Below are 24,069 nucleotides of genomic sequence, written 5' to 3'. Positions count from 1 at the left end.
GCCTACTAGTTCGTGTCGTATGTGACGTGGGTCCTGTGGGGCGGGTCACCGGGCGGCGCCCGGAATCTCACTTTGTGTGGTGGTTCGCTACACGAAATGGTGTGTGGGCCGGGCCACTTTCAACCCGAACCGAAGGAAACGGGCGCCTCGAACGCCGCTTTCCGCACCGCCCGCCGCCCACCCGTGCCGGTCGGGTGGGGCCGGGTCGGCGGCGGCGCCGCCGAGGGCCCAGTGGTTCCGACATGACACCGCGATTGCCGTCGGTCCGTGACGGCGCGGACACTCTTGGTGCACCGCGACGCTCATTCGGATGCCCCGGGCACGCCGTCTTCGCGGTTCTGCAATCCCTCAGAAGCGAGAGGAAATCCGCATGTCCGAAAACGCTGCCACCACCGGGTACAACGACCTCGATCTGGACCTGGACCTGGACCTCGACCTCAGCGAGCTGACCGTCACCGCGCTGAGCGACACCGCCGCACTGCCCGAGAACGGCGCCTCGTGGGGCTCCTGCTCCTGTCAGGGCTCGTCCTCCTGCGCCCAGCCGCAGGTGGAGACGCCCGTCGTCTGACGGCCGTGACGAGGCCGCTCCCGTGCGGCCGGCCCACCCGGGCCGACCGCACGGCCTGCGGCCCGAGCCGCAGGACAGATCACAGGCCCAGACCGCATCACGGGAGCCCGCCTTGCCGCACCCCGCCCAGCCAGCCGCAGCGCAACACCTCGCGCCCGCCTCGGGGACCGCCCCGTACGCGCTGGTCCGCACCACGGTGACGGCGCATCCCGCGCAGCCGGAGAAGGCCGCGCCGGTACGGACCCTGCTCGACCGGCTCACCGCCCTCACCGCACAGGAGGACGCACTGCGTCCGGGCCTGTGCGACGACCTCTTCGCCTCCCGGCCCGGGCACGACGAGGAGTTCCACCGCCAGGTGGTGCTCCCGCTGCGCCGGGCGCTGTACAACGGCCGCGTCCCCCGCCCCGCCCTGCTGGCCCGCCTCGGCGACCTGCCCGTACGGGTCCCCCGGCTCGGCACCTGGCTGCATCTGCGCGAGCAGCGCGACGTACTCCTGACGGATCTGGCCGCGGCCGTCCCCGACGCCCTGACCGCCGAGCGCTCCGCCCTCGCGCAGCTGTGCCGCTCCCCCGGCCTCACCCGGGCCGTCGCGCTCACCAGTGCCGACCTGCTCCGCGCGGTGTCCCGGGCCGCCCGGGACGAAGGCGGGCGCAGGGCCCGCAAGGAGGAGCCCTCCGTACTGCGGCACGCCCTGCGCGCCAGTACGAAGACCAGTCCGCTGTCGTGGTTCACCGCCGTGGGATGGTCCGGCGGCCCGGACCCGTCGGCCGAGCCGGTACGGGTACAGGTACGGGTACCGGCGCCGCCGCCGCTGCGGTCCGTGGTGCGGGAGCACCGCACGCTCGTCGAGGCGCTCGTCGCCGCACTGCTGGACGAACCGCGCCGGCGGCGCACGCTCGCCCACCGCATGACCAGCAGTGCGCGGCACACCGCCGACGGACGGGCCCTTTACTTGCGGGACAGCACGGTCTTCGCGGGCGGCCGGTACCTCGTCACGCACGAGGAGACGGTCGAGCTCGCCGCCCGCCCCGCCCTGACCGCGCTGGACGCACTCGCGGCCGCGCCCGCGACCCTCGACGAGCTGGCGGCCCGGCTCGGTCCGGCCCTCGGCCGCCCTGGTACGGACCCCGCCGTCGGCCGCTTCCTCGGTCAGCTCACCGACGGCGGGCTGCTGGCGCCCGTGCAGCCCGTCGATCCTCAGCACCCGCACCCGTTGCGTGCGCTGGCCGACTGGTTGCGCCAGTGGCCCGAGGACGCGGCCCTGGCCGACCGGATCGACCGGCTCGCCGCCGACACCGCCGGGTTCGCGAACGCCCGGGCCCAGGAGCGGCCCGCCCTGCTCGCCGACCTGGCGGAGCGCTGGCGCCGCCTGCTGGCCGACGCCGGCCGGCCCGTGTCGGCCGATGCCGCCCCGCTGAACGTGCTCTCCGAGGACGTGCTGGCCGTGAACGTACTCGCCGAGGATGTCCAAGGAGAGGACGTACTCGCCGAGGACGTGCTCGCCGCCGGACGCGCGACCCCCGCCGACCGCCTGACCGGCGCGGACCGGGCCCTGCTCGGGGAACTCACCGCCCTGGCCGAGCTGTTCGACCTCGGGCACCTGATGCGGCGGGCCGCACTGGAGCGCTTCACCGCCCGCTACGGGCGCGGCGGGACCTGCCCGGCCCCCTGGGAGTTCGGCGCCGACACCGCCGCCGCGTGGGAGGAGGCCGCGCGCCTCGCCGTACGGCCGTCCGGCGACCCGGGGCTCTCCCCCGAGCTGGCCGAACTGGCCGCGCTGCGGGAGGAGTTCACCGATCTGGTACGGAACGCGGCGGCGGCCGCACCCGGCGGCTGGGCCGAGGAGGTCGTCCTGCCCGCCGAGGAGGTCCGCGCTCTCGCGGCCCGGCTGCCCGGCTGGACCGCCGCCCGCCCGCTCAGCTACTCGTGGTTCGTCCAGCGCGCCCACCCCGGCGGCCTGCTCTGCGTCAACCACGTCTACGGCGGCTGGGGCCGCTTCACCAGCCGCTTCCTCGACGACCTGCCCCACGGCGCCGCCGCGGAGGTGGCCCGCGAGATCCGCGACGGTCTCGGCGACGGCGCCCGGGCCGCCCAGATCCGGCCGGTGGGCGGATTCAACGCCAATCTCCATCCGCTGCTGGTCGGTGAGGAGATCGGCCCCGACCGGTACCGGAGCGCGCTCGCCGAGGCCGATGTGGAGTTGGTCCACGACCCGGACTCCGACCAGCTCCGTCTTAGGCTGCGGGCCACCGGCGAACCCCTCGACGTCCTCTACCTCGGCTTCCTCGCCCCGGTGATGCTGCCGCAGCGCCTCGCGCCGTTCCTGTGCGACCACCCGGGCGGCGTCGTCGACTTCCGGCGGCTCCTCCCCCGCCGCGCCCTGGCCGTCCCCGGCGGCGAGGTGCGGCGGACCCCCCGGCTGCGCCACGGCCACGCGGTGCTCGCCCGGCGCCGCTGGCACCTGCCCGCAGGGGTGGTGGCCGCGCTCCGCGCCGACCTCGCGGCCGACCCCGGCGTGATCCCCGGCGCCGCGGCGGCCCGTTGGCGGGCCCTGCTGGGACTGCCGGAGCAGCTGTTCCTGCACCCGGTGCCGGAGCCTCCCGCCGGGCGGCCCGCCGAGGACTTCGTACGGAGTCTGCGCTCGCCGAAGCCGCAGGCCCTCGACCTGGGCAGCGCCCTGCACCTGCGCTGCCTCTCCGGCTGGCTGGCCCGCCATCCGCGCGGCGTGGTGCTGGAGGAGTCGCTGCCCCTCTTCGGTGGCCGCAGCCGCCCCGCGCGTGCCGTGGAGCTCATCGCCGAGACCTACCGGCCCGCAGCAGGCACCGCGCGATCGGGCTGAGCCCCGGTGCGATCCGTGCGGCCCGTGCGGCCCGTGGCCCCCGCGCCGCGCGTGCCCCCGCCCCGCCCGCGCCGTTCCGGACGCCCGTCCCGGCGGGCCCCCACCGCCACCCCGCCCCTCATCCGCCGAGGAGACCCCATGAACGCGCCGGCCAACGCCCCGGCCACCGGCCCGGACACCGCGCGGCCCGCCTCGCGTACCGCCACCGCCCTTGACGTGGTCGTCCACCACTACGAGCCGGTCAAGGCGCCCCTGTTGCGCGAAGCCGTGCTGCCCCTCGCCCGACAGGCCGCCGAGGAAGGGCTGACCGCCCACGTCGAACGCCACTGGCTGCACGGCCCGCACCTGCGGCTGCGGCTGCGCGGCCGCCCGGAGGCGGTGGCCGCCGCGGCCGAGCGCGCCGCCGCCGCGCTGCGCGCCCGCGCGGCCTCGCACCCGTCGCGGGCCGCCGCCGACGGGGAGCGCTTGCTGGCGCAGGCCGCGGCGGCGGGGCGGGCGGAGCTGATCCCGCCCCCGTACGGTCCGCTCGTACCCGACAACACCGTGCGGGTGGAGCCGGTGGACCTCGCCTCCCTGAACGCGCTGATCGGCCCGGACGGGGTGCGGCTGCGCGAGGACCTGCTGGCCCTGGGCCTGCCCGCCCTCCAGACGGGCACCGCGTTCCTCGGCGAGCGCGCGGACACGTCCGCGGCGCGGGTCGAACTCGTGGTGGCGGCCCTCGCGGCCCATGCGGCCGCGCACCCCGAAGGACTGGTCGGCGGCCACTACTCGTACGTCTCCCACCTGGAGGACTTCCTCGTCCGGGAGGACCGCGACGGGCGGATGCGGGCGGCCTTCGACCGTCGCTGGGACGCGGCGGGCGGGCGGATCTCCGCGCTCGTGGGCCGGATCGCGGGCGGGGGTGCGGCCGGCTGGGAGCGGGCCTGGGCCGACTGGTCCGCCCGGGCCTGGCGGATCACGGAGGAACGGCTGCGCGCGGGCGCGGACTTCACCGGGGTGCGTGCGGAGTACCTGGGCCGGGCCGTGGCGCTGGGCGACCGGGCGACCGTCGAGCGCTGGGACCGGCAGGCGCGGACCCGGTACAGCGACTTCCACCGGCGGCTGCACCGCTCGGACCCGCAGGGCACGATGTGGAGCCGCCCCGACTACCTGGTCCACCGGGCGTGTACGAACGGGCTGTACCGGCTCCTCACCATCTGCGACGTCCGGCCCGTGGAGCGCTACCTCGCCGCCCACCTCGTGGTACGCAGCGTGCCGGAACTCACCGGGCACCGGTGGCAGGCCCGTATCGACGAGGTCATCGCCGCTGTCGAGGGGACGCCGTGACCGCCGCCGGACGGCCGCGCCTGCGACTGCGGCTGCGGCCCGGGGTGGCGGTCACCCGGCTGCGGGACGGTCTGCACCTGCGCGGCCGGGACGGGAGCGTGACGCTCGAAGGGAGCAGGGCCCTGCCCGCCCTGTGGGAGCTGCTGTCCGAGCGGCTCGGCCAGGGGCCCGAAGACATCACGGGCGAGGAGGGCGCGGAGAGCGAGGCGGGCGAGGCGGGCGAGGCGGGCGAGGCGCGCGAGGCGCGCGAGGCGGGGTACATCGACCCGGCGATCGGACGGGCGCCCCTCGATCCGGCCGATCCGCGGGTCGAGGCCGCGCTGGCCGCGCTGACCGCGCAGCTGCACGCCCACGATCTGCTCACCGAGTATCCCGCCGCCGCGGCCGAACCCCCCGCCTGGCTGGGGGCCTGCGTGCACCGGCCCGCACGCGCGGCCGCAGCCCTGGCCGCCGCCCGGCCCGTGGTCGCGGCGGCCGATCCCGGCGGGCCGCTCGCCACGGCGCTGATCGGCGTCCTGGGCCGTGCGGGGACCGCGCCGCGGGTGTACCGCGACACGGGCCTGCCGTCCGACCACGTGGTGGCGGTCGCGGGCACTCCGCCGGTGGCCGTGGCCGTGGTCCGTACCGATGACGGCGGCTTCGTCACGGCCCCGGCCGAGCCGGAACGGGCGCGTACGGACGCCGAGTCGATCGCCGTACGCCTGCGCCCCGCCACCGCCACCGCTACCGCCACCGCCACCGGCTCCGGCTCCGGCTCCGCGGACGGCGGATCCGTACCCGTACCCGGCGGGGCGACGGCCGGGGCACCGTCGGACCTGACGGCCCTCACGGCCCTGCTGGCCGGCGCCGCGGCGCAGCGGCTGCTGTGTTCCGCGGCCGGTCTGCCCGATCCGGCCGGGCGGGAGGAGGACCCGCAGCTGCTCCCGGACCGTCCCGCCGTACTGGTCGCCGTGGCCCGGCCGCCGCACGCGTCCTACCGCCCTTGGGTCACCGGGCCGGCCGACCCCGCGGGCCCGTCCCCCGCCCCGGTCGGCAACCTGGCCGAGGCGCTGCGTCGTATCGGGGCGCTGGCCGACCCGTACCTGGGAGTGCTCGACGCACCGCGGCCCGGGGATCTGCCCCAGCTGCCCGCCGCGCTGGCGGTCTGCGGTTCGGTGGCCGGGCCCCTGGTGGCCGGGGCTCCGCGGACGGACCTGGCCCGGCTCTCCGCGGCGTGCCGTGCGGCGGAACTGCACCTGGGCGAAGGGTTGCCGGGCCCGGTGGCGGTCGGCGCCGGACCCGGACACGCCCTGGGGCGGGCCCTGCGCCGGGCCGCCCTCGCCGCCGCGGGTTCCTCCGGCCGCCCCGGCCACGTCCTGGGCGAGGAGGAATGGCGCGAACATCCGCAAGCCCGCCACTGGTGGACCGTCCTGACCCGGCATCTGGAACTTCCGATGGAGATGACGGTTCGCCGGTTCACCGCGGAGCGGGCCTACCTGGCCGTGGTACGGGATCCCGCGGGCCGCGCCGGGACCGCGGGAGTGGCCGCCCGTGCGGTGGAGGCAACGGCCGCCGACGCCGCGGCCCTGGCCGCGCTCGGCGCGGTGACCCGGGCCATGGCCGCCGGGCACGGTCCGGCCGGAGCCGTGCACGCCGCGTTCAGCGGGGCCGAGGCGCCGCTCGCCGTTGCGGGAGTCGAGCCGGCGGCCTGGACGGACGAGGGATGGACCGACCGCTGGCTCGCCGGGATCACCCGGCGGGAGCCGGAGCTGTGCGCGGCGCTGGCCCGGCTGACCGGAGTGCACCCCGAGCCCTGGCGGCCGGGTGGGGCGGACCCGGCCGGCAGCGGAGCGGCCGGATCCGCCGGGCCGGTCCTGGCTGCCCTGCGGGCATGCGGGTTCACCGTTCTGGCCGGGTGGGGAGGAGCACGATGAGCGCGACAACGAAGAAGAGGTACGGGACGACTGCAGAGGCGCCGGTGGTGGCCACCGTCGCCGGCTCCGTACCCGTCCTGGATCCGGCGGCGGCGCTGAGGACCACCGGCGGCGCCGCCATCGTCCACCTCACCTCCTGGACCCTGGAGCTGGCGGAGCGGCTCAGCCGCCACGCGATGGCCCGTCCCGTACGCCTGGTGCCGGTGCGCGAGGACGGTGCGCTGACCGTGATCGGCCCCGTGCTGGAGCCGGCGGCCCGGGCGTGCCTGGCGTGCGTCGAGTACCGGCGACTGGCCACCGCGGGTGGCAGGGTGCCCTGGCAGAGCCCCCGGCTGGCGCTCGGCGGCACCGGTACGCCGGCCATGGCGGAGGCGGCCCTGCTGCTCGCCGCCGCCCTTCTGGAGCCCGGGCCCGCCGCGGAGTCGGAGGCGGAGTTGGAGACGGGGGCGGGGGCGGGGGCGGGGGTGTCGCCGTCCACCGTCCACATCGTCCAGGGCCAACGGGCCACCTGGTCCACCCACCACGTCCGCCCGGTCGGCGGCTGCCCGGTGTGCCGCCCGCTGCCGGCCGACTCCCCCGCGGTGGGCGCCTTCGCGGACGCGCCGCGGCCGCTGCCCGACCCCGCGGTGCTGCGCGGCCCCAACGACCGTACGGGAGCGGAGCGGTTGCGGGCCGAGCTGTACGACGAGCGGTTCGGCCCGGTGCGCCGCCTGTTCCGCACCGAGGACTCCGCCTTCGCCCTCACCACCGCCTGGGTGACGGACGGCCGCCTGGTCGACGACGGAGGCTACGGGCGCTCCGCCGATTTCCGCTCCAGCGAGCGGGTGGCGCTGTTCGAGGGCGTGGAGCGGCTGGCCGGCATGCGCCCGCTGGGCCGCCGTACCGTCCTGCGCGCGTCCTTCGCCGAGCTCGGCCCGGAGGCCGCCGTGGACCCCGCCCGGCTCGGTCTGCCCGATCCGGCCCACCGGGGACACCCCGCCTCCCGGACCGTCCCGTACCACGCGGACCTGGAGCTGGACTGGGTGTACGGCTGGTCGCTCACCGAAGGCCGGGCCCGGGCCGTGCCCGAGCACGTGGCCTACTGGGACCTCGCGCAGGGCCCCGGCCGGGCACGGGTGCTCTACGAGTCCTCGAACGGCTGCGGGCTCGGCAACAGCCCCCAGGAGGCCGCGCTCTACGGGCTGTTCGAGGTGGCGGAACGCGACGCCTTCCTCATGGCGTGGTACGCGCGCACGCCGCTGCCCGGCATCGCCCTGCCCGCCGGCGACCCGCTGGTGACCGCCCTGGCCTCGCGGGCCGCGCTGATGGGTTACCGGCTGAGCCTGCTGGACGCCACCAACGACCTCGGCATCCCGGCGGTGGTCTCGCTCTGCCGCTACGAGGGGAGTCACCCCGGCGCTCCCCGCGCCTTCCTGGCCGCCGGAGCCCACCACGATCCGCGCGCCGCGATCCGCTCGGCGGTGGCGGAGGTCGTCACCAACGTCCAGGACGCCGTGCACCGGCCGGCCGGTCCGGGCGGGGCGCGCGACCCGGAACGGCTCCGCCCCATGCTGCGGCGGCCCGAGCTGGTGGTCTCCCTCGACGACCACGTGGGCCTGAACGCCCTGCCGGAGGCGCAGTCCCGGCTGGAGTTCCTGTTCGCCGGCGTCCGGGAGGTCCCCTGGCAGGAACGGTGGCCGGGCGCTCCCACGCCGGTGGCCGACCTCACCCGGCTGCTGACGGAGACGGTTGCGCGACTGGCCGCCGAGGGCCTGGAGGTGGTCGCCGTCGCGCAGGACGAGCCCGGGATCCGGGACCGGCTGGGCCTGCACTGCGCCAAGGTGATCGTGCCCGGCACCCTCCCGATGACGTTCGGCCACGTCAACCGCCGCACGCTCGGGCTGCCCCGGCTGCTGGAGGTGCCCCACCGGCTGGGGCGCGCCGCCCGTCCGCTGCGCCACGACGAACTCCCCCTGTACCCGCACCCGTTCCCGTGAGGACGATCCGATGACCGAAGACCTGTACGCGCCCGCGTCCGCGTCCCCCGTGGCGGCGGGAGGCTGGCAGAGCCTGCACCTGACCCTGCACAACGACGGCGCGGACACCGATGCCTTCGTCACGGAGGCGCTCGCCCCTCTGATGGACGGCCGGTACGGGCCGGACGGCGGCGCCTGGTTCTTCATCCGCTACCACGAGGGCGGACCCCATCTGCGGATCAGGTTCCGCGGCGCGGCGGCGAGTTCGGCCGAACTCGCGTCGGAACTCGCCCTGTTGGCCGCGGGGACCAACCCCGTCACCGGTTCCCTCCCCGGCCGGCACGGGGAGGTGCGGGCGGCACGGTACGAGCCGGAGACCGAGCGCTACGGCGGACCGGCCGCGCTCCCGGTGGCCGAGGAGGTGTTCGCGCACTCGACGCGCGCTGCCGTCGCCGCCCTGCGCGCCGTGCCCGGGCGGGCCGACCGGCTGCGGCTCGCCCTGGACCTCGCCCACGCCACGGCGTACGCCCTGGGCCTGGACGAACTGGACTCGGCGGGCTGGCTGCGCCGGCACGCCGCCTCCTGGCGCTGGGCCGCCGAGGTGCGGCCGCTGCCCGGAGCCGCCGTCCACACCCGGGTCAACACGGTGTTCGCGGCCCAGCGTACGAACCTGGCGCGGCGCGCCCGGGCCGTCCGCGCCGGGCTGGAGGACGGCTCCGCCGATCCCTGGCTCGCGGAATGGACCCGTCAGGTGCGGGCGGCCGACGCCCGGCTGCGTACCGCCGTACCTGCCAAACCTGCCGTACCTGCCGTACCTGCCGTACCTGCCGTACCTGCCGCGGAGCGGCCGGACGCGCCGGTACGGACGGACCGCCGGCTGTGGGTGTGGGCCTCACAGCTCCACATGCTGTTCAACCGGCTGGGGGTCGCCCCCGACGAGGAGCGGGCCGTCTGCCGGCTCGCGGGGCGCGCCCTGCTGGAGACGGGCGACGGGGGCGGCTTCTTCGGGGCCGGGCCGCGCGCGGCCGACTACCAGTACCTGGAGCAGAGCAAGTTCCAGATCGGCCGGGCACAGGACACCGCCGTACGGAGCATCGCGCGGCCCGGCCTGCCGTCCGAGTACCGGCCGCCCGAGGCCGAACGGGCGCTCCCCGCAGCCCTGTTGCCGGAGCTGTCCCTCGCGGAGGCGCTGCGCCGCCGCAGCTCGGCGCGCGGTGCGCTGCGGGGGCCGCTCACCGCGGAGGAGCTGGGCGGGGTGCTGTGGCACGCCCACGCGCCGAGCCACGTGTCCCGGCGGCCGCTGGCCGACGGTACGGAGCGCACCCTGCACCACCGCCCGTACCCGAGCGCGGGCGCCCTCTACAGCGTCCGGGTACGGCTCCTTGCACTCTCGGTTGCGGGACTGGCCCCGGGTACCTACCACTGCGTGCCGGAGCGGCGGTCGCTGCTCGCCCTCGGACCCGCGCCGGACCTGGACGGGCTCAAGGCGTTGTCCTCGTACCTCTCTCGCCCGGCGCAGGACCCGGACTCCGTCGGGGTCGACGAGGCACCGGCCGTGCTGGCGGTCCACCTGGACCTCGGGCTGCTCCGGCGGCGCTACGGGCTGCGGGCGCTGCGGCTGGGCCTGCTGGAGGCCGGGCACCTGGCCCAGACCCTCCAGCTCACGGCCGGCGCGTTCGGGCTGGCCACGATTCCGCTCGGCGGCCTGCAGGACGACCTGGCGCACGAGCTGCTGGGCCTGGACGACCTCGAAGAGCCGATCCAGTACCTGCTGCCGCTCGGCCGCCTGGACCCGCAGGGGGAGGGGTAGACGTGGCTCAGGCTCGGGGTGCGGCCCCTTCCAGCTGCCGGACGGTGCCGGACATGACGGTCCGGACGTGTTCGGTGAGGTGTTCCGCGGGCCAGTCCCACCAGGCGATGGAGAGCAGGCGGGCGATGTCGTCGTCGTTGTAGCGGGTGCGGATGAGCTTGGCCGGGTTGCCGCCGACGATGCCGTAGTCCGGGACGTCGTCGACGACGACGGCACCGGAGGCGATGATCGCGCCGTGTCCGATGCGTACTCCGGGCATGACCATGGTGTTGTAGCCGAACCAGACGTCGTTGCCGACGACGGTGTCGCCCTTGACCGGCAGGTCGGTGAGCAGGTCGAAGTGCTCGGCCCAGGAGCCGCCCATGACGGGAAAGGGGAACGTGGAGGGGCCGTCCATGCGGTGGTTGGCGCCGTTCATGATGAACCGCACCCCGGTGCCCAGCGCGCAGAACTTCCCGATGACCAGTTTCTCCGGCCCGTAGTGGTAGAGGACGTTGCGGGTCTCGAACGCGGTCGGGTCGTCCGGATCGTCGTAGTAGGAGTACTCCCCGACCTCGATCAGCGGCGAGGTCACCAGCGGCTTCAGCAGCACCACGCGCGGCTGGTCCGGGAACGGGTGGAGAACGGTCGGGTCTGCGGGAAGGCGTTCCATGGCAGCCACTTTCGCAGCCCGGGGGGGGCGCCCGGCCATGATCCGCCGGGCACCCCCTCAAGCCGTCTCCGGCCGGCGTCAGGTGGTGGGCGGGGTCCAGTCTGCGGGCAGGCCGGACTGGGTGAGGACGGTGGCCAGGCTGTAGTGGTCCTGGTCGGAGGCGATCCGGCAGTGGTTCTCGTCGAGGTCGAGCAGGGTGGTCATCGGCACGGCGAAGGGCTTGGGTGCGCCCTTGAGGTGTCCGGAGTAGACGGAGCGGACGGTGACGCGGTCGCCGTCGAGGCGGGTGGCGCGGACGGTGACGTGGACGTTGTCGATCAGGGCGTCGGCGCGGGCCTTCCACCCCGCGATCTCCTCTCGGCCGCGGAAGGTGATGCCCACGGCCTCGTCGGTGTAGGTGCCGTCGGCGGTGAACAGGGCGCCGAGCGCCTGGGGTTCGGTGCCGTTCCAGGCACGGGCCCAGTCGGTGACGATCCTCGGCGACGCGCGCCGGCCGGTGTCCTGCGCGGCGTAGGCGGCGTAGGCGGTGGAGGTGGTGGCGCAGAGGGCTGCGGCGGCGGTCAGGACGGTCAGGACGGTCAGGGTGCGGAGCGCGCGGGACGTCATGGCTGGTGTTCCTCCGGGTACGAGTGCGGGTCGGCCCACAGGCTCGTACCGGGCGGTGTCCACTCTCCAGGCCCCACGGGGCCGATGGCTGTCCAGTGCTGCCCGCCCTTGTCCACCGGAAGCGGCGGTGATGCCCGGTACGGAATGTCCGTACCGGGCATCGGCGTTGGCGGGGCCGCCTGGACACCCCCTAGCGCAGGCGGGTGACCCGGGTGGTGAAGGAGGGCTCGGCCAGTTCGGTCCCGACCGCGACGGGGACGCTCTTCGCTCCCTCCCCGGCGCCGACCGTGAGGACGCCGACCTCGGTTCCCGCCTTCGCGGTGTGCGGGGTCCCGGAGGCACCCGGCCGCAGGGTGAGCTTCAGCTGCTGGCCCGGTACGCCGATGACGTTCAGGTCCTTCGTGGCCACCAGCGGGGTACGGCCGCCGAGGCCGTCGTCCACGTGGCCGACCGTCTGGCCCTTGCGGACCACCGGAGCCGCGTTGAGCGCCGTCCGCACCGCCTCGATGATCTTCTTGCTGTTGGCCTGCACGAGTTTCAGGCTGTTCTCCGCGTTGAGGTCCGGGCCGTCCGCGTGCTGGTCCATGAGCGTGCCGAGGATCAGCGGGGTCTCGTCGCCGATCGACTTGTACGCCGCCCACACCAGCGTGCCGCCCGCAGGGGTGCTGGACCCGGTCTTGATGCCCCGGATGCTGAGGCCGTTGGCCAGGAGCAGCTCGTTGTTGTTGGAGAGCTTCTTGGACAGCCCCTTGATCTCGGCGCTCGACATCGAGACCACCGCGCGGAACGCCTCGTCCTTCATCACCGCCTCGGCCAGCTTCAGCTGGTCGGTGGCCGTGCTGACCGTTCCGGCGTCCAGACCGCTGGGATCCGTGTACGTGGTGCTGCCCATGCCGAGTTCCTTGGCCGCGGCGTTCATCTTCTCGACGAAGGCCGCCTCGGAGTCGGTGCCGGTGTCCCAGCGTGCCAGCAGCCGGGCCACGTTGTTGCCCGACGGGATCATGAGCATCTTCAGCATGTCCTGCTGGCTGAACTCCGTACCGGCGACGAGGCCCTCGATCCGGGACTCGTGCTCCGAGGTGCCGTCCGCCACTGCCTTCGCGTCGATCTCGATCTGGGGACCGGCCTCGCCCTTGCGCAGCGGGTGGCCCTTGAGGATCACGTAGGCCGTCATCACCTTGGCGACGCTCGCCGTGGGAACGGGCTTCTGCTCGCCGAAGGTGCCGATGTCGCCGGAACCGGGTACGCGTACGGCGCCCTGGCCCTTGGCCGGCCACGGTACGGAGAACTGCCCGTCGAGGGTGTGCACCTGCTCGGCCGCGACGAGCTGCGGGGCGGGCAGCGGGCGCAGCAGCTGCGCGCCGGTGGCCGCGCCGGCCAGGAGCAGCAGGATCGGGGTCCAGATCTTCACGCGCCGCAGGGCGGTGCGGCGCGGGGTCTCCGGCGGGGGAGCCGTGTTGGTGAGCTCGGCCAGCAGATCCAGCGGGGGCTGCGGGGGCAGCGGGACCTCGCGGGTGGGCTCGACGACCTCCGGCGGCGCCGCGACCACGGCCTTGGCGGGGGCGGGGGTCGGGGTGGCGGCCGGTACGGCTTGGGGCCAAGGGGCCTTCTCTGCCGGGGCGTCCAGCTCCTTCAGGGCCACGAACTGGCTGGTCCGCTCCGCGTCGGCCTCGCCGCCCCGAGCCCAGGACGGCACCGGCCGGTGCTCCTTGACCGCGTCGTCGTCCGGACCGGCGTCCGCGGACTCCTCGGCCCCCTCGGCCTCTGCGTCAGGCGCGCCGCCGGCTTCCGCCTCGGTTTCGGACGCCTCCCCGCCGTCGGCCTCCGCTTCGGGCTCCGCCTCCGTGTCGGGCCGTGCTTCGGTCTCGGGAGCGGGCTCGGGCTCGGCGGCCGCCGGCTCAGATGCAAGGTCGGCCTCGGCTTCGGCTTCCGCCTCGGGCTCGGGCTCGGCATCGCCGGTGGCCTCAGGCTCGGGCATGTCCCGGCCGTCGGCCTCCGCTTCGGACCCGGCTGCGTCCCCGCCGGTGGCCTCCGCCTCGGGCTCCGCCGCCGTGTCCGGTTGTGCTTCGGCCTCGGGAGCGGGCTCGCCGGCCGACGGCTCGGCCTCGGAACCGGCTTCGGCCTCCGCCTCAGCTGCGCGGTCGGCTTCGGCTTCCGCCTCGGGCTCCGGCTCGGGCTCGGGCTCCGGCTTCGCCTCGGGTTCGGGCTCCGGCTCGGGCTCCGGCTCGGGCTCCGGCTCGGGCTCCGGCTCGGGCTCCGGCTCGGGCTCCGGCTTCGCCTCGGGTTCGCCCGGCGCGTCCTCCTCGGATCCGGCCTCGGTGGCGCCGTCGGTCTCGTCTTCTTCCTCGGAATCGGGCTCGGGCTCCTGCGGTGCCTCGGCCTCTGCGTGCTCGGGGGCCGTGTCCTGCGTACCGGGATCCGGGTCCGGTACCTCGGTACCTGCCGTCTCCGGAGTCTCCGGAGTCTCCGGGGGACCGCCCGCCACCGCTACCGCCTTCATTCCTGCCCCGCCTTGCCGCTCACTCCCGGCCGGCAGCCGCCCCACACGCTCACGCGGTGGGGCGGCTGCGGGCCGGATCTTGCCGATACCGTCGAGCGAGGCCCCCGAAGGAGCCTCGCCGACCGGCTAGATGTACGGCGCGCCCCCTCCGTTCCCGGAACCCGATCCTGTGACCGTCCGGTCATATTCCGGCCCTTCCTCTCGCTCTCTTCCGTGCGCGACGCCCCGTCAGGCCGGGAAAACGCGCGGCGTACGCTGAGGTTCCGCGTCACGGCACGTAAAAGCAGAATAAGGAAGGCTGATCGTGCGAACTCCCCTCTCATGGCTTGCCGGCAGGTACTCGCTCGGAGCGAGCAGCGTCAGACTGGCCGCACTGGGTTCGGTCGTGGCAAGTATCGCGATCATCGTGACCGGGGGAATCGTCCGCGTCACCGGCTCCGGTCTCGGCTGCACCGATTGGCCCATGTGTACGGGAGAGACCCTGGCCCCCACCGCGGAAATGGGGGTGCACGGTGCCATCGAATTCGGGAACCGGCTCCTGACCGGGGCCCTGTGTGCCGTGGTGGGTTGGGTCATCATTACCGCGCGCCTCCAGGAAAAGCCGATGCCCGCGGTGCTGCGCGGAGGCTGGGCGCAGTTCTGGATCGTCGTGCTGAACGCGGTCGTCGGCGGAGTGACCGTATGGATGCGGCTGAGCCCGTACATCGTCGCCGCGCACTTCCTCGCCGCCACGCTGCTGCTCACCGCCGCGGTGTACACCTGGCACGCGGCGTACGCCGATGCCGATACCCATGCCGGTGTCGACGGCGCGCCGGCCCCGCTCGCGCCGCGCTCGACCGGGCGGCTCCGGTCGCTGTCGGCGGCCCTGGTCGCGGTGACGGCACTGCTCGTCGCCGTGGGCACGCTCGCCACCGGTTCCGGACCGCATGCGGGTGACTCCTCCGACGTGCCGCGCATGCCCTTCGACTGGACGGTCGTGACCGTCGTCCACGGCGTGCTGGCCGGGGTGGTCCTGGTGCTGGCCGGAGCCCTGCTGTCCGCGCTGCCCGGGGACGGCTTCGGCGCCGCGCGCCGCAAGGCCGCCGCCTTCCTCGCCGTGCTCCTGGGGCAGGGCGTCGTGGGGCTGGTGCAGTCGCTGACGGCCCTGCCCTCGCTCGTCGTGATGCTCCACCTGCTGGGCTCGGCGCTCGTGTGGACCGGCGTACTTCAAGTGCACTTCACGCTCAAGAGGGCCTGCCCCGGTCCTTCGGATCCGCTGGGCGGTGCACCGCTGCCGCGTGCGCGGGGCGCCGACACGCACGCCTGATCCACCGGGAGATCAGCCCGTACGGGTCACACCGACGGCGGGGTCCCGCCGGTCGTGGCGGAGCCGCCTTCCGGCCCGGGCCCGGGCCGGCGGCCCCGTCCCCGGCCGCGGTCCGTGAGGTGGTCGGCGAGGGCCTCGTGCGTGAGGTGGAGCCCGGCCCGCAGCACGGCGTCGTGCCGGGCGGGGTGGGCCTTGCGGTGGGCCAGGTCGAGCGCACGGGCCCGGTCGAGGTCCGCCGTGAAGTCCTCGCCGAGCAGGGCCGAGTCCAGGGCCGCGGCTGTCGCCCCGACGAGCGGTGCGAAGCCGAGCAGGGCGGGGTCGAGGTCGAGGTCGAGGTCGGGACCGGGGTCGAGGTCGAGGTCGGGGTCGAGGTCGAGGTCGAGGTCGAGGTCGGGGTCGGGACCGGGGTCGCGGCCATCGGGCGCCCTCGACGCGGGCCGGCCCGGGCTGTCGGTCCGGGACCGTTCGCGCAGTTCCTGGCCGAAGTATTGGAGAGTGAGGGCGGTCCGGACCGCGAGGGCCAGTCGCCCGTCGAGCCCGTCCGGCGGCAGCCGGCCCGCCCGACGGCCCGGCACCAGCCGACTGGTCGCGGCCCGCTCGTACGCGTCCTGCGCGGCCTGTGGCCGCAGCCACATCCGCGCCCGCTCGGGCAGCGCCGTCGGCTCCGGCGCCGCCAGGCCCCGCTCCAGCCGGCCGGCGATCACGCCGAGCAGCTCCCGTACGTCGGCCCGGTAGCCGTCCAGCCCCGCCGCGGCCGACCGGTACGGGTCCGGCGGCCACAGCAGCGGCCCGAGCAGCACGACCACGGCGATGCCGACCAGGGTCTCCTCCACGCGCGCCAGCGGGTATCCGGGAACGGCGGTCGCGTAGACCATGAGCGCCGTGATGAGGACCTGCTGGTTGGGCGCGCCGGGCCGTCCCATCAGGTACATGCCCGCACAGCCGCAGACCAGCACGGCGGGGAACGACCACGCCGGGTCCGGCAGCCAGTGCAGCACGACCGAGCTCAGCACCACGCCCACGAGCACCCCGGCCAGGCGTTCCCACCCCAGGCGCGGCCAGGCGTACACGTCCTCGCGCAGGATCAGCACCGCCGGCAGCGCGGCGGGCACCGGCGCCGTGCTCGTACCCCACCACAGGCACAGGTACCAGGACACCGCGGCGCACAGGGCCAGTCGCGCGGCGGACCGCAGCCGCGCACCGGGGAAGGCGGCGTACGCGTCGGCGACCGGACCGGACATGACGGCATCGTAAGCCGTTCACCCGACGCCTCCCGCGATATGGAACCCGGCTGACGCGAGTCTCGCGGGGGAATTGGCGGAACGACAATCCCATATGCGCATCAAGGTGTTGCCCGTTGCCCGATGTATTGGCAACGGGGGAAATCGTTGGCGCTGCCGAGGCTCTCCAACGGAACGGAACTCCGGCCGGCAGGGCGGAATTCCGCGCGCCGCAGCCTTGGTGCCAGGTGCGGCAGGCCTGGCAACGGCCTTGACATCGATCGTCCGCCGACATTTGACTGCGGCTCGTCGTCCCGTGAGAAATGGGATCAGTTCGAAATTTCACCCCTGTCGGGCTTTCGAAAACAAGGACATTGCCATGTCGTTAGGACCTTCCGGGTTCTCCCTGATCGACCTGCCCGAAGCGCCGGCCGAGCTGCTGGCGAGCTACGACGACCTGCCGGTCGACTCGTACATGGGCCACGGAACCCGCTACAAGAAGTTCTCCCAGTACCGGCTGTCGCCGGCCGGGGGCGGGGGCGGGGGCTGGGACTTCGCGCTGCTGCCGCACCGGGACTACACCGCGTTCAAGAGGTTCAACGCGGTCGGCGGCGGGATGCGCCGCTCCTATCCGCCGGTGGCCGTCGACTTCACCCCGCTGATCGCCGTCGGCGCCGACGCGCTCGGCCTCGACCGTGGTGAGGACTGGCAGATCAACCTGCACCAGAACCGCACCCGCGCCGAGCCCGGCCGACCCGGCCCGCTCACCCCCGAGGGCGTCCATCACGACGGGCACGAGTTCGTCATGATCGGCGTGTTGCGCCGCGAGCGGGTGGGCGGCGGCGAGACCCGGCTGTGGCGACCGGACGCGGAGCAGCCCTTCTGGACCGGCACCCTGCAAGCGGGCCGGGCCGTCCTGCTCGACGACAAGCGGCTCGCGCACGACGTCACGGACGTCGTGGCCGCCGCCGGCGAGCCCGGCCACCGCGACATCTTCATCGTCGCCTTCTCCCGCTGGAGCGAGAAGTGGTACGGCGCCGAACACGATGCGGCGGCGCTCGCCGACGCCGACACCGACGCCCGATAGAAGAGAGGAAACGGTAAACCGCCGCATGTGTACGAACTGGAACCACCTGCTCTCCACCGGCCCGCTCGCCGTACTGAGGGGACTGGACGGGAGCACCGCCGCCGAGCTGACCCGGCTGTCCGAGGACTACCCGTTCCGGGGCCGGCTCGCCGAGGCGTGCCGGGCCCTGGCCGTCCGCGCGTACGACGACGGCGAGCGGTCCGCGCAGGAAGAGCTGCACACGGCGCTCGCCCTGGTCTACGAGCGGGACTTCTCCGGCGCCGAGGTCGCGGACGCGGACCACGAGCGGCAGCCGATCCTGCGGGACGTTGCCGCCCTGCTGGAGCGGGCCGTCCTGGGCCGTGAACTGGCGCGGATATCCGAGGCGAGCATCACCGGGCACCCCGTCTCGGGAAGCGAGTACGTCCGGTGGATCAAGAAGATGGTGGGAGAGCACCCGGCCGGCCGGCACCCGTTCTACCACCGGCACCTCGCCGAGCACGGCAGCCGCGAGGACCTGCGCCTGCTGCTCGCCCAGGAGACCAACCTCGATCCGCGTTTCGACGACATCCTCGCCCTCATGCAGGTGGGCCGGCACGGCGGCGAGAAGCTGGAGATCGCCGCCAACTACTGGGACGAGATGGGCAACGGCGACCCGGCGCAGGTGCACACGAAGCTCTTCGGCGAGGCGCTGGCTTCGATCGGGGCCGATCCGGACTACGTACGGGACACCTTCCTGCCGCAGGCCGGGGTCTCCGGCAACATCTCGGCCTGTCTCGCGCTCTCCCGCCGGCACTACTACAAGGCCGTCGGGTACTTCGGCGTCACCGAGTACCTCGCCCCGCGCCGCTTCCGCTGCGTGGTCGACGCCTGGCGGCGGCACGGCCTGGACGAGGTCGGCATCGTCTACCACGACCTGCACATCGGCGTGGACGCCGGCCATGCCGCGGGGTGGTTCAAGAACGTCGTCGCCCCCCTGGTGAACGCCGATCCGCGGATCGGGCGGGAGATCGCCCTGGGCGCCATGATCCGGCTGAACACCTCGCAGGACTACCTCGACGCCCTCCTGGAGCGCTGCTGCCCGGCGGCGCCCGCGACGACCTCCGCCGCGGCCTGAGGGGCCGCCGCCGTGTTCCGGAACACCCCCGCCGCCCCCGCCACCGACTTCGTGAAGTACGAGGCCCTGGGCAACGATTACGTCGTCGTCGACCCGCGGCACACCGCTTTCGAACCCACCCCGGACAACGTGCGCCTCGTCTGCGACCGGCACTTCGGGCTCGGCGCGGACGGGCTGCTGTACGGACCGCTCCCCGCCGCCGAGGACGGCTTCCGCGTGCAGATATTCAATCCGGACGGCACCGAATGCGCGAAGAGCGGCAACGGCCTGCGCATCTTCGCCCGGTACCTGCGCGAGTCCGGCCGGGCCGGCACCGACGCGTTCACCCTGCACTCGCTCGCCGGACCCTCCCCCGTGCACGTCCTCGACGGCAGTCCGGGGACGGTACGCATCGGTCTCGGACCCGCCACGACGGACAGCCGCGCCGTCGGGGCGACAGGCCCCGCCCGCCCGATGCTGCGCGAGCCGCTGCACGCCGCCGGTCTCGACCTGCGCGTCACCTGCGTACGGCTCGGAAACCCGCACTGCGTCGTCCTGCTGGACGAGGATCCGGCGGACGAGGAACTCGCCCGCCGGATCGGTCCCGCCGTACGCGACCACGCACTGTTCACCCAGCGGGTCAACGTGGAACTGCTGAACGTCATCGACCGGGAGAACATCCGCATCGAAATCTTCGAACGCGGGGCCGGCTACACGCTCTCCTCCGGCAACAGCGCCTGCACCGCCGCCTTCGCGGCCCGCGCCCTCGGGCTCGCCGGAAGCCGCACCACCGTCCACATGCCCGGCGGCCGGGTCACCGTGGACATCGACGGGGACGACCGCATCTCGCTCAGCGGTGAGGTCCGCCCTGTACTGCGCGGCCACTGGGCGCCGCGGCTCGGGCAGCGGTTCGCCCACCGGGAGCCCGTATGACAGTCATACCGGTCACGCCGGTCACGGGAGCGCACCCCGGGTACCCGATGCGCCACTGGGTCTTCCGGGACGCGCCGGGCCGCTACGACATCGACCTCGGCGACAGCAACGTGGACTGCGGCACGGTCGCCGAACTGCCCTTCCCCTCCCACCTGGTGCTGGACTACGGGACCGACCGGGGCGGCGACCGGCTCCGCGCACTCGTGGCGGGGCTCTACGGCCGCACCGCGGACGAGGTCGGCATCACGCACGGCGCGCAGGAAGCGCTCTACCTCCTCTACAGCGTGCTGCTGCGCCCCGGCGACCGCGTGGTGGCCTTCGCCCCCGGCTGGCAGCAGGCCTGGGAGGCGCCGGCCCGCATGGGGTGCCGGACCGACCTCGTCGCCGCCACCCCCGAGGGCCGGCCCGACGTGGCCCGGGCCGCCGCGCTGATCGGCCCGGACTGCAGGGTCGTGGTGCTCAACTCCCCGTGCAATCCGACGGGGGCGCGCTTCACCGATGACGAGGTCGACGTCCTGGTGCGGGCCGCACGCAGGTACGGCAGCCATCTGCTGATCGACGAGGAGTACGTCGCCGACCTGCCCGCCGACTCCCTGCTCGGCCGCTACGAGCGGGCGGTCTCCGTCTCAAGCGTCTCGAAGGTGTACGGGTTCCCCGGGCTCCGGACGGGGTGGATGTGCGGACCGGCCGAGGTGGTGCGTGCCGCCATGGACCACAAGCACTACACCACCATCTCCAACTCCGTGCTGACCGAATGGCTGGCGGCCGAGGTGCTGGAGCGGCGTGAGCACTACCTGGACCGCTACCGGCGGCTGACCTCGGCCGGCGGCCGGCTGCTGGGCGCCTGGGCGGCCCGGCACCCGGACGCGGTGACCCTGCGCGCCCCGCAGGGCACTCCTTTCGCCTGGTTGACGCTGCCGGGCTCGGAGTCCTCCCTCTCCTTCTGCCGAAGGGTGCTGCACGAGGCCCGGGTCCTGCTGATGCCCGCCGAGGTGTTCGGCGCGCAGCGCGGTGTGCGGATCACCTTCGCCCGCGAGGAGGACGTACTGAAGGAAGGACTGGCCCGGATCGACGCCGTACTGGAGGGCCGCCGCTCCGCAGCGGCGGCCGAACCGCCCCTCTCCCCCCAGCACAAGGAACGGTGATGACGCAGCAGCTCACGGAACAGCTCAAGGAAATGCCGACGGACTGGACGCGGGCCCTGGCCATCGTCGCCCACCCCGACGACGTGGAGTACGCCGCGGCGTCGGCGGTCGCCACCTGGGTCGACCAGGGCAAGGAGGTCGTGTACCTGATGGCCAGCCGGGGCGAGGCCGGCATCGACGGCCTGGACCCCGAGCGGGCCAAGGAGGTCAGGGAGCGGGAGCAGCGGGCCAGCGCGGCGGTGGTCGGCGTGACGGAGGTGGAGTTCCTCGACCATCCGGACGGGCTGATCCAATACGGGCCGGCACTCCGCCGGGACCTGGCCCACGCGGTCCGCCGGCACCGCCCGGAGCTCATCGTGACGCTGAACCACCACGATCACTGGCGCGGTGTCTCGTGGAACACCCCGGACCACCGCAACGTCGGCCGCGCGGCCCTGGACTCCGCCGCGGACGCGGCGAACCGCTTCCTCTTCGCGCAGGAGGGCCTGGCGCCGTGGGAGGGCGTGCGCTGGCAGGCGGTGGCCAACTCGCCGTATCCGACCCATGCCGTCGACGTCACCTGGGCGACGGAGCGCGGGGTGCGGGCCGTCCTCGCCCATGCCGCGTACCTGGAGGCGCTGACCGACGAGGATCCGAGGGCGTACGTCCAGGGCTTCCTGGAGCGGAACCTGGCGGCGGCCGGCGCGCGCTTCGGCGGCCGTCCCGCGGTGGCCTTCGAGCTGTTCCACCGGGACCAGTACCGCAAGCGGAACAGCGAAGTGCACTACCGCTGAGCCGGCGGACGGCAGCCTTTGCCTGGTCAGAGCCTTGGCATGGCGTGCATCGGGATCCGGCCAGTTGATAACGGCCAGGCCGGGAGGGGCGGTCGGAGCCGCATAGGATGCGGTTCGGGCGGCTCACTCGGCGGCCCGTCACTGGAGGCGGCATGTTGATCGGGGAACAGATACGTGCCCTGCGTGTGGAGCACGGCTGGTCCCTGTCTCAGCTGTCCCAGCTCGTGCACTACAGCAAGAGCTACCTGAGCCGGGTGGAGAACGGCACCCGTGCCGTGACCCCCGAACTCGCCCAGGTCTGCGATCAAGTGATGGACACGGACGGCACGTTCGCCCAGTTGGTCGCGGACGCATCGACCGGCCCGGCCCCGGACGCACCGCTTCAGGCAGAGGCTCTGTCCCGGCCCCGGCCCGCCGCACCGCCCGCCGGCGTGGCCGATCTGCTGCCGCGCGCGCCGCGCGGTTTCCACGGGCGGGCGCAGGAGCTCGCCGCGCTGTCCCGGGCCGCCGCGGGCGAGGCGCCCGTATGCCTGGTCACCGGGCCCGCGGGGGTCGGGAAGACCGCGCTGGTGGTGCAGTGGGCCCACCTCAATCGCGCCGTTTTTCCCGGCGGCCGGCTCTACGCCGACCTGCGCGGGTTCGGCGATACGGGCGAGCCGACGCTCGCCGAGGTGGTGCGCGAGTTCCTGCTGGCCCTGGGGGTCGAGCCGGGCCGGATGCCGGAGTCGGCGAACGGCGCGGCCGCGCTGTTCCGCTCGCTCGCCGCCGACCGGGAGCTCCTCGTCGTACTGGACAACGCGCGCGACTCCGGGCAGGTCAGGCCGCTCCTGCCGGGCGGCCCACGCTGCGTCACCGTCGTGACCAGCCGGCACCGGATGCCGGGGCTGATCGTCACGGACGCCGCCCGGCCCGTACCCGTGGACGTCCTCGCGCCGCAGGACGGCACGGCGCTCCTGGCCGGGGTGCTCGGCGAGGAACGGGTGCGCGCGGAGCCGGTGGCCGCGGGGCGGCTGGCCGAACTGTGCGGCGGACTGCCCCTCGCGCTGCGGGTGGCGGCCGCGAGGCTGGCCGACCGGCCGGACTGGCCGTTGAGCGCGATGAACACCGAAATGCTCGACGCGGCCCGCCGGCTGAGCCTGCTGGACGTCGAGGACACCGGCGTACGGGCGGCCCTGCGGCTGACCGTGCTCCAGCTCCCCGAGCCCGTCGCCCGTCATTTCGCCGCTCTCGGCCGCCACCCCGGCACCCACTTCGACCGGTACGTGGCAGCGGCCCTGACCCATACGGACCCGGCCACCGCGGAGGCCACCCTGGAACGGCTGGTCGCTTCGCACCTCGTCACGGAGACCGCGCCGGGACGCTGGACACTGCACGATCTCGTACGGATCTACGCGCGTGGTCTGGACGCCCGGCCCGATGCGGTCATGCGCGTCCTCGACCACTGCATCGCCACCGCCCTCGCGGCGGCGGCCACGGCCGAACCCGGCAACGAGACGTGCGTCCCGCTGCCCCAGGGCTTCCTCGCGCCGCCCGCCGTTCGCACGTTCACGGACCGGGACGAGGCCATGGCCTGGTACGCGGCCGAGCGCGACGACCTCGTACGGGCGGCCGGCGCCGCGCACGCGGCCGGACTGCACAGCAGGACCTGGCGGATCGTCATGCTGCTGTGGCCGCTGATGGCACGGTGGGTACGGGACGACTGGACCCCGCTCCTGGAGACCGCGCTGGAGGCGACGCGGGCCGAGGCCGATCCGGCCGCCGAATCCCGGGTACGGGGTCTGCTCGGCTGGGTGCTGACCGAGGAGGGGCGCATCGACGAGGCGCTGGCGTGCGTGGGGGTCGCCCCCGAGCTCTCCGCCCGGGCGGGCGACCCGGGCGGGGAGGCGAGCGCACTGGTCGTCCTGTCCTGGGCGCAGGCCACGGTGGGAGACGTGGGCCCGGCCGCGGAGGGATGCGCGCGGGCGGTGGAACTGGCCCGCAAGGCCGACGACCGGTACGTCGAACGACTGGCCCTCTACCACCTCGCGGTGTACCGGCTGGAGACCCGGCAATGGCAGTCGGCCCTCGACACGGCGACCGCGGCCCTCGCCTTCGAGCACTCCGGCAGCGTGGTCGCGTCCCGGGTGCTCCTGCTGACGACGGCGGGAGAGGCGCTGCTGGGCCTCGGGGACGAGGCCGAGGGGATCCGGCGGCTCGCCACGGCGGCGGCGGAGGCGGAGGGTTCCGGCAACGACGACGGGGCGGTACGGGCGCTCGGCGTGCTGCTCCGGGTGGCACCGGACGAGGACCTGCGGGCCCGGTACGACGCTGCGGCCACGCGGCTCACGACGCGGACATGAACATGAACATCAGGAAGGCAAG

17 protein-coding genes are annotated in these 24,069 nt (G+C 74.6%); 13 read left to right on the top strand and 4 right to left on the bottom strand.

Annotated elements, in window-relative coordinates:
- Positions 1-370 precede the first annotated feature (370 nt).
- From ACIQU4_RS41285 to ACIQU4_RS41260, 6 genes are all read left to right on the top strand, one after another.
- A complete protein-coding gene (locus ACIQU4_RS41285; RefSeq protein WP_403742765.1) occupies positions 371-568 on the top strand; it encodes a thiazolylpeptide-type bacteriocin in 198 nt (65 codons plus the stop codon).
- A 112-nt stretch (positions 569-680) separates the two neighbouring features.
- Entirely contained in the window at positions 681-3,407 is a 2,727-nt protein-coding gene (locus tag ACIQU4_RS41280) for a lantibiotic dehydratase (protein WP_403742762.1), read from the top strand.
- A gap of 138 nt (positions 3,408-3,545) precedes the next feature.
- Positions 3,546-4,733, top strand: coding sequence for a lantibiotic dehydratase C-terminal domain-containing protein (locus ACIQU4_RS41275; RefSeq protein ID WP_403742759.1), 1,188 nt, complete (start codon positions 3,546-3,548; stop codon positions 4,731-4,733).
- Complete coding sequence (locus ACIQU4_RS41270; RefSeq protein WP_403742756.1) at positions 4,730-6,646, top strand: hypothetical protein; 1,917 nt, start codon at positions 4,730-4,732, stop codon at positions 6,644-6,646. The genes ACIQU4_RS41275 and ACIQU4_RS41270 overlap by 4 nt, the downstream gene beginning before the upstream one ends.
- Positions 6,643-8,622 (top strand): TOMM precursor leader peptide-binding protein, encoded by a 1,980-nt coding sequence (locus ACIQU4_RS41265; protein WP_403742753.1) that lies wholly within the window; start codon positions 6,643-6,645, stop codon positions 8,620-8,622. The genes ACIQU4_RS41270 and ACIQU4_RS41265 overlap by 4 nt, the downstream gene beginning before the upstream one ends.
- Before the next feature lie 10 nt (positions 8,623-8,632).
- Positions 8,633-10,411: a thiopeptide-type bacteriocin biosynthesis protein gene (locus ACIQU4_RS41260; RefSeq protein ID WP_403742749.1), complete on the top strand. Its 1,779-nt coding sequence runs from the start codon at positions 8,633-8,635 to the stop codon at positions 10,409-10,411.
- Positions 10,412-10,418: 7 nt separating this feature from the next.
- Here ACIQU4_RS41260 and ACIQU4_RS41255 read toward each other — a convergent pair whose 3' ends face one another.
- The 3 genes from ACIQU4_RS41255 to ACIQU4_RS41245 all read right to left on the bottom strand — a co-directional run bounded on the left by ACIQU4_RS41255 (position 10,419) and on the right by ACIQU4_RS41245 (position 14,169).
- Positions 10,419-11,063 carry a CatB-related O-acetyltransferase gene (locus tag ACIQU4_RS41255; RefSeq protein WP_403742746.1) on the bottom strand — a complete coding sequence of 215 codons (645 nt, stop codon included), beginning with the start codon at positions 11,061-11,063 and terminating at the stop codon, positions 10,419-10,421.
- A gap of 78 nt (positions 11,064-11,141) precedes the next feature.
- Positions 11,142-11,669: a nuclear transport factor 2 family protein gene (locus tag ACIQU4_RS41250; protein ID WP_403742743.1), complete on the bottom strand. Its 528-nt coding sequence runs from the start codon at positions 11,667-11,669 to the stop codon at positions 11,142-11,144.
- Between the two features lie 190 nt (positions 11,670-11,859).
- Positions 11,860-14,169: a D-alanyl-D-alanine carboxypeptidase family protein gene (locus ACIQU4_RS41245; RefSeq protein ID WP_403742740.1), complete on the bottom strand. Its 2,310-nt coding sequence runs from the start codon at positions 14,167-14,169 to the stop codon at positions 11,860-11,862.
- A gap of 304 nt (positions 14,170-14,473) precedes the next feature.
- On the opposite strand from ACIQU4_RS41245, the gene ACIQU4_RS41240 reads away from it, so the two are divergent.
- Complete coding sequence (locus tag ACIQU4_RS41240) at positions 14,474-15,475, top strand: heme A synthase (RefSeq protein ID WP_403742738.1); 1,002 nt, start codon at positions 14,474-14,476, stop codon at positions 15,473-15,475.
- Between the two features lie 26 nt (positions 15,476-15,501).
- Here ACIQU4_RS41240 and ACIQU4_RS41235 read toward each other — a convergent pair whose 3' ends face one another.
- Entirely contained in the window at positions 15,502-16,716 is a 1,215-nt protein-coding gene (locus tag ACIQU4_RS41235) for an FUSC family protein (protein WP_403742735.1), read from the bottom strand.
- A gap of 358 nt (positions 16,717-17,074) precedes the next feature.
- Between ACIQU4_RS41235 and ACIQU4_RS41230 the strand changes: the two genes are divergently transcribed.
- The 6 genes from ACIQU4_RS41230 to ACIQU4_RS41205 all read left to right on the top strand — a co-directional run bounded on the left by ACIQU4_RS41230 (position 17,075) and on the right by ACIQU4_RS41205 (position 24,047).
- Positions 17,075-17,782 carry a 2OG-Fe dioxygenase family protein gene (locus tag ACIQU4_RS41230; RefSeq protein WP_403742732.1) on the top strand — a complete coding sequence of 236 codons (708 nt, stop codon included), beginning with the start codon at positions 17,075-17,077 and terminating at the stop codon, positions 17,780-17,782.
- A 25-nt stretch (positions 17,783-17,807) separates the two neighbouring features.
- Positions 17,808-18,878, top strand: coding sequence for an iron-containing redox enzyme family protein (locus ACIQU4_RS41225; protein WP_403742729.1), 1,071 nt, complete (start codon positions 17,808-17,810; stop codon positions 18,876-18,878).
- Between the two features lie 12 nt (positions 18,879-18,890).
- Positions 18,891-19,790: a diaminopimelate epimerase gene (gene dapF / locus ACIQU4_RS41220; RefSeq protein WP_403742726.1), complete on the top strand. Its 900-nt coding sequence runs from the start codon at positions 18,891-18,893 to the stop codon at positions 19,788-19,790.
- Entirely contained in the window at positions 19,787-20,935 is a 1,149-nt protein-coding gene (locus tag ACIQU4_RS41215; RefSeq protein ID WP_403742723.1) for an aminotransferase class I/II-fold pyridoxal phosphate-dependent enzyme, read from the top strand. The genes dapF and ACIQU4_RS41215 overlap by 4 nt, the downstream gene beginning before the upstream one ends.
- On the top strand, positions 20,935-21,708 hold the full coding sequence (locus ACIQU4_RS41210) for a PIG-L deacetylase family protein (RefSeq protein WP_403742719.1): 774 nt from the start codon (positions 20,935-20,937) through the stop codon (positions 21,706-21,708). Before ACIQU4_RS41215 ends, ACIQU4_RS41210 begins: the two co-directional genes overlap by 1 nt.
- A gap of 107 nt (positions 21,709-21,815) precedes the next feature.
- Positions 21,816-24,047, top strand: coding sequence for a helix-turn-helix domain-containing protein (locus ACIQU4_RS41205; RefSeq protein WP_403742716.1), 2,232 nt, complete (start codon positions 21,816-21,818; stop codon positions 24,045-24,047).
- Positions 24,048-24,069: the final 22 nt, after the last annotated feature.

Origin of the sequence: Streptomyces sp. NPDC090741, from assembly GCF_044769045.1 — a bacterium.
In the GTDB taxonomy this organism is placed as follows: Bacteria; Actinomycetota; Actinomycetes; order Streptomycetales; family Streptomycetaceae; genus Streptomyces.
This window is presented reverse-complemented; position numbering and strand designations above follow the sequence as displayed.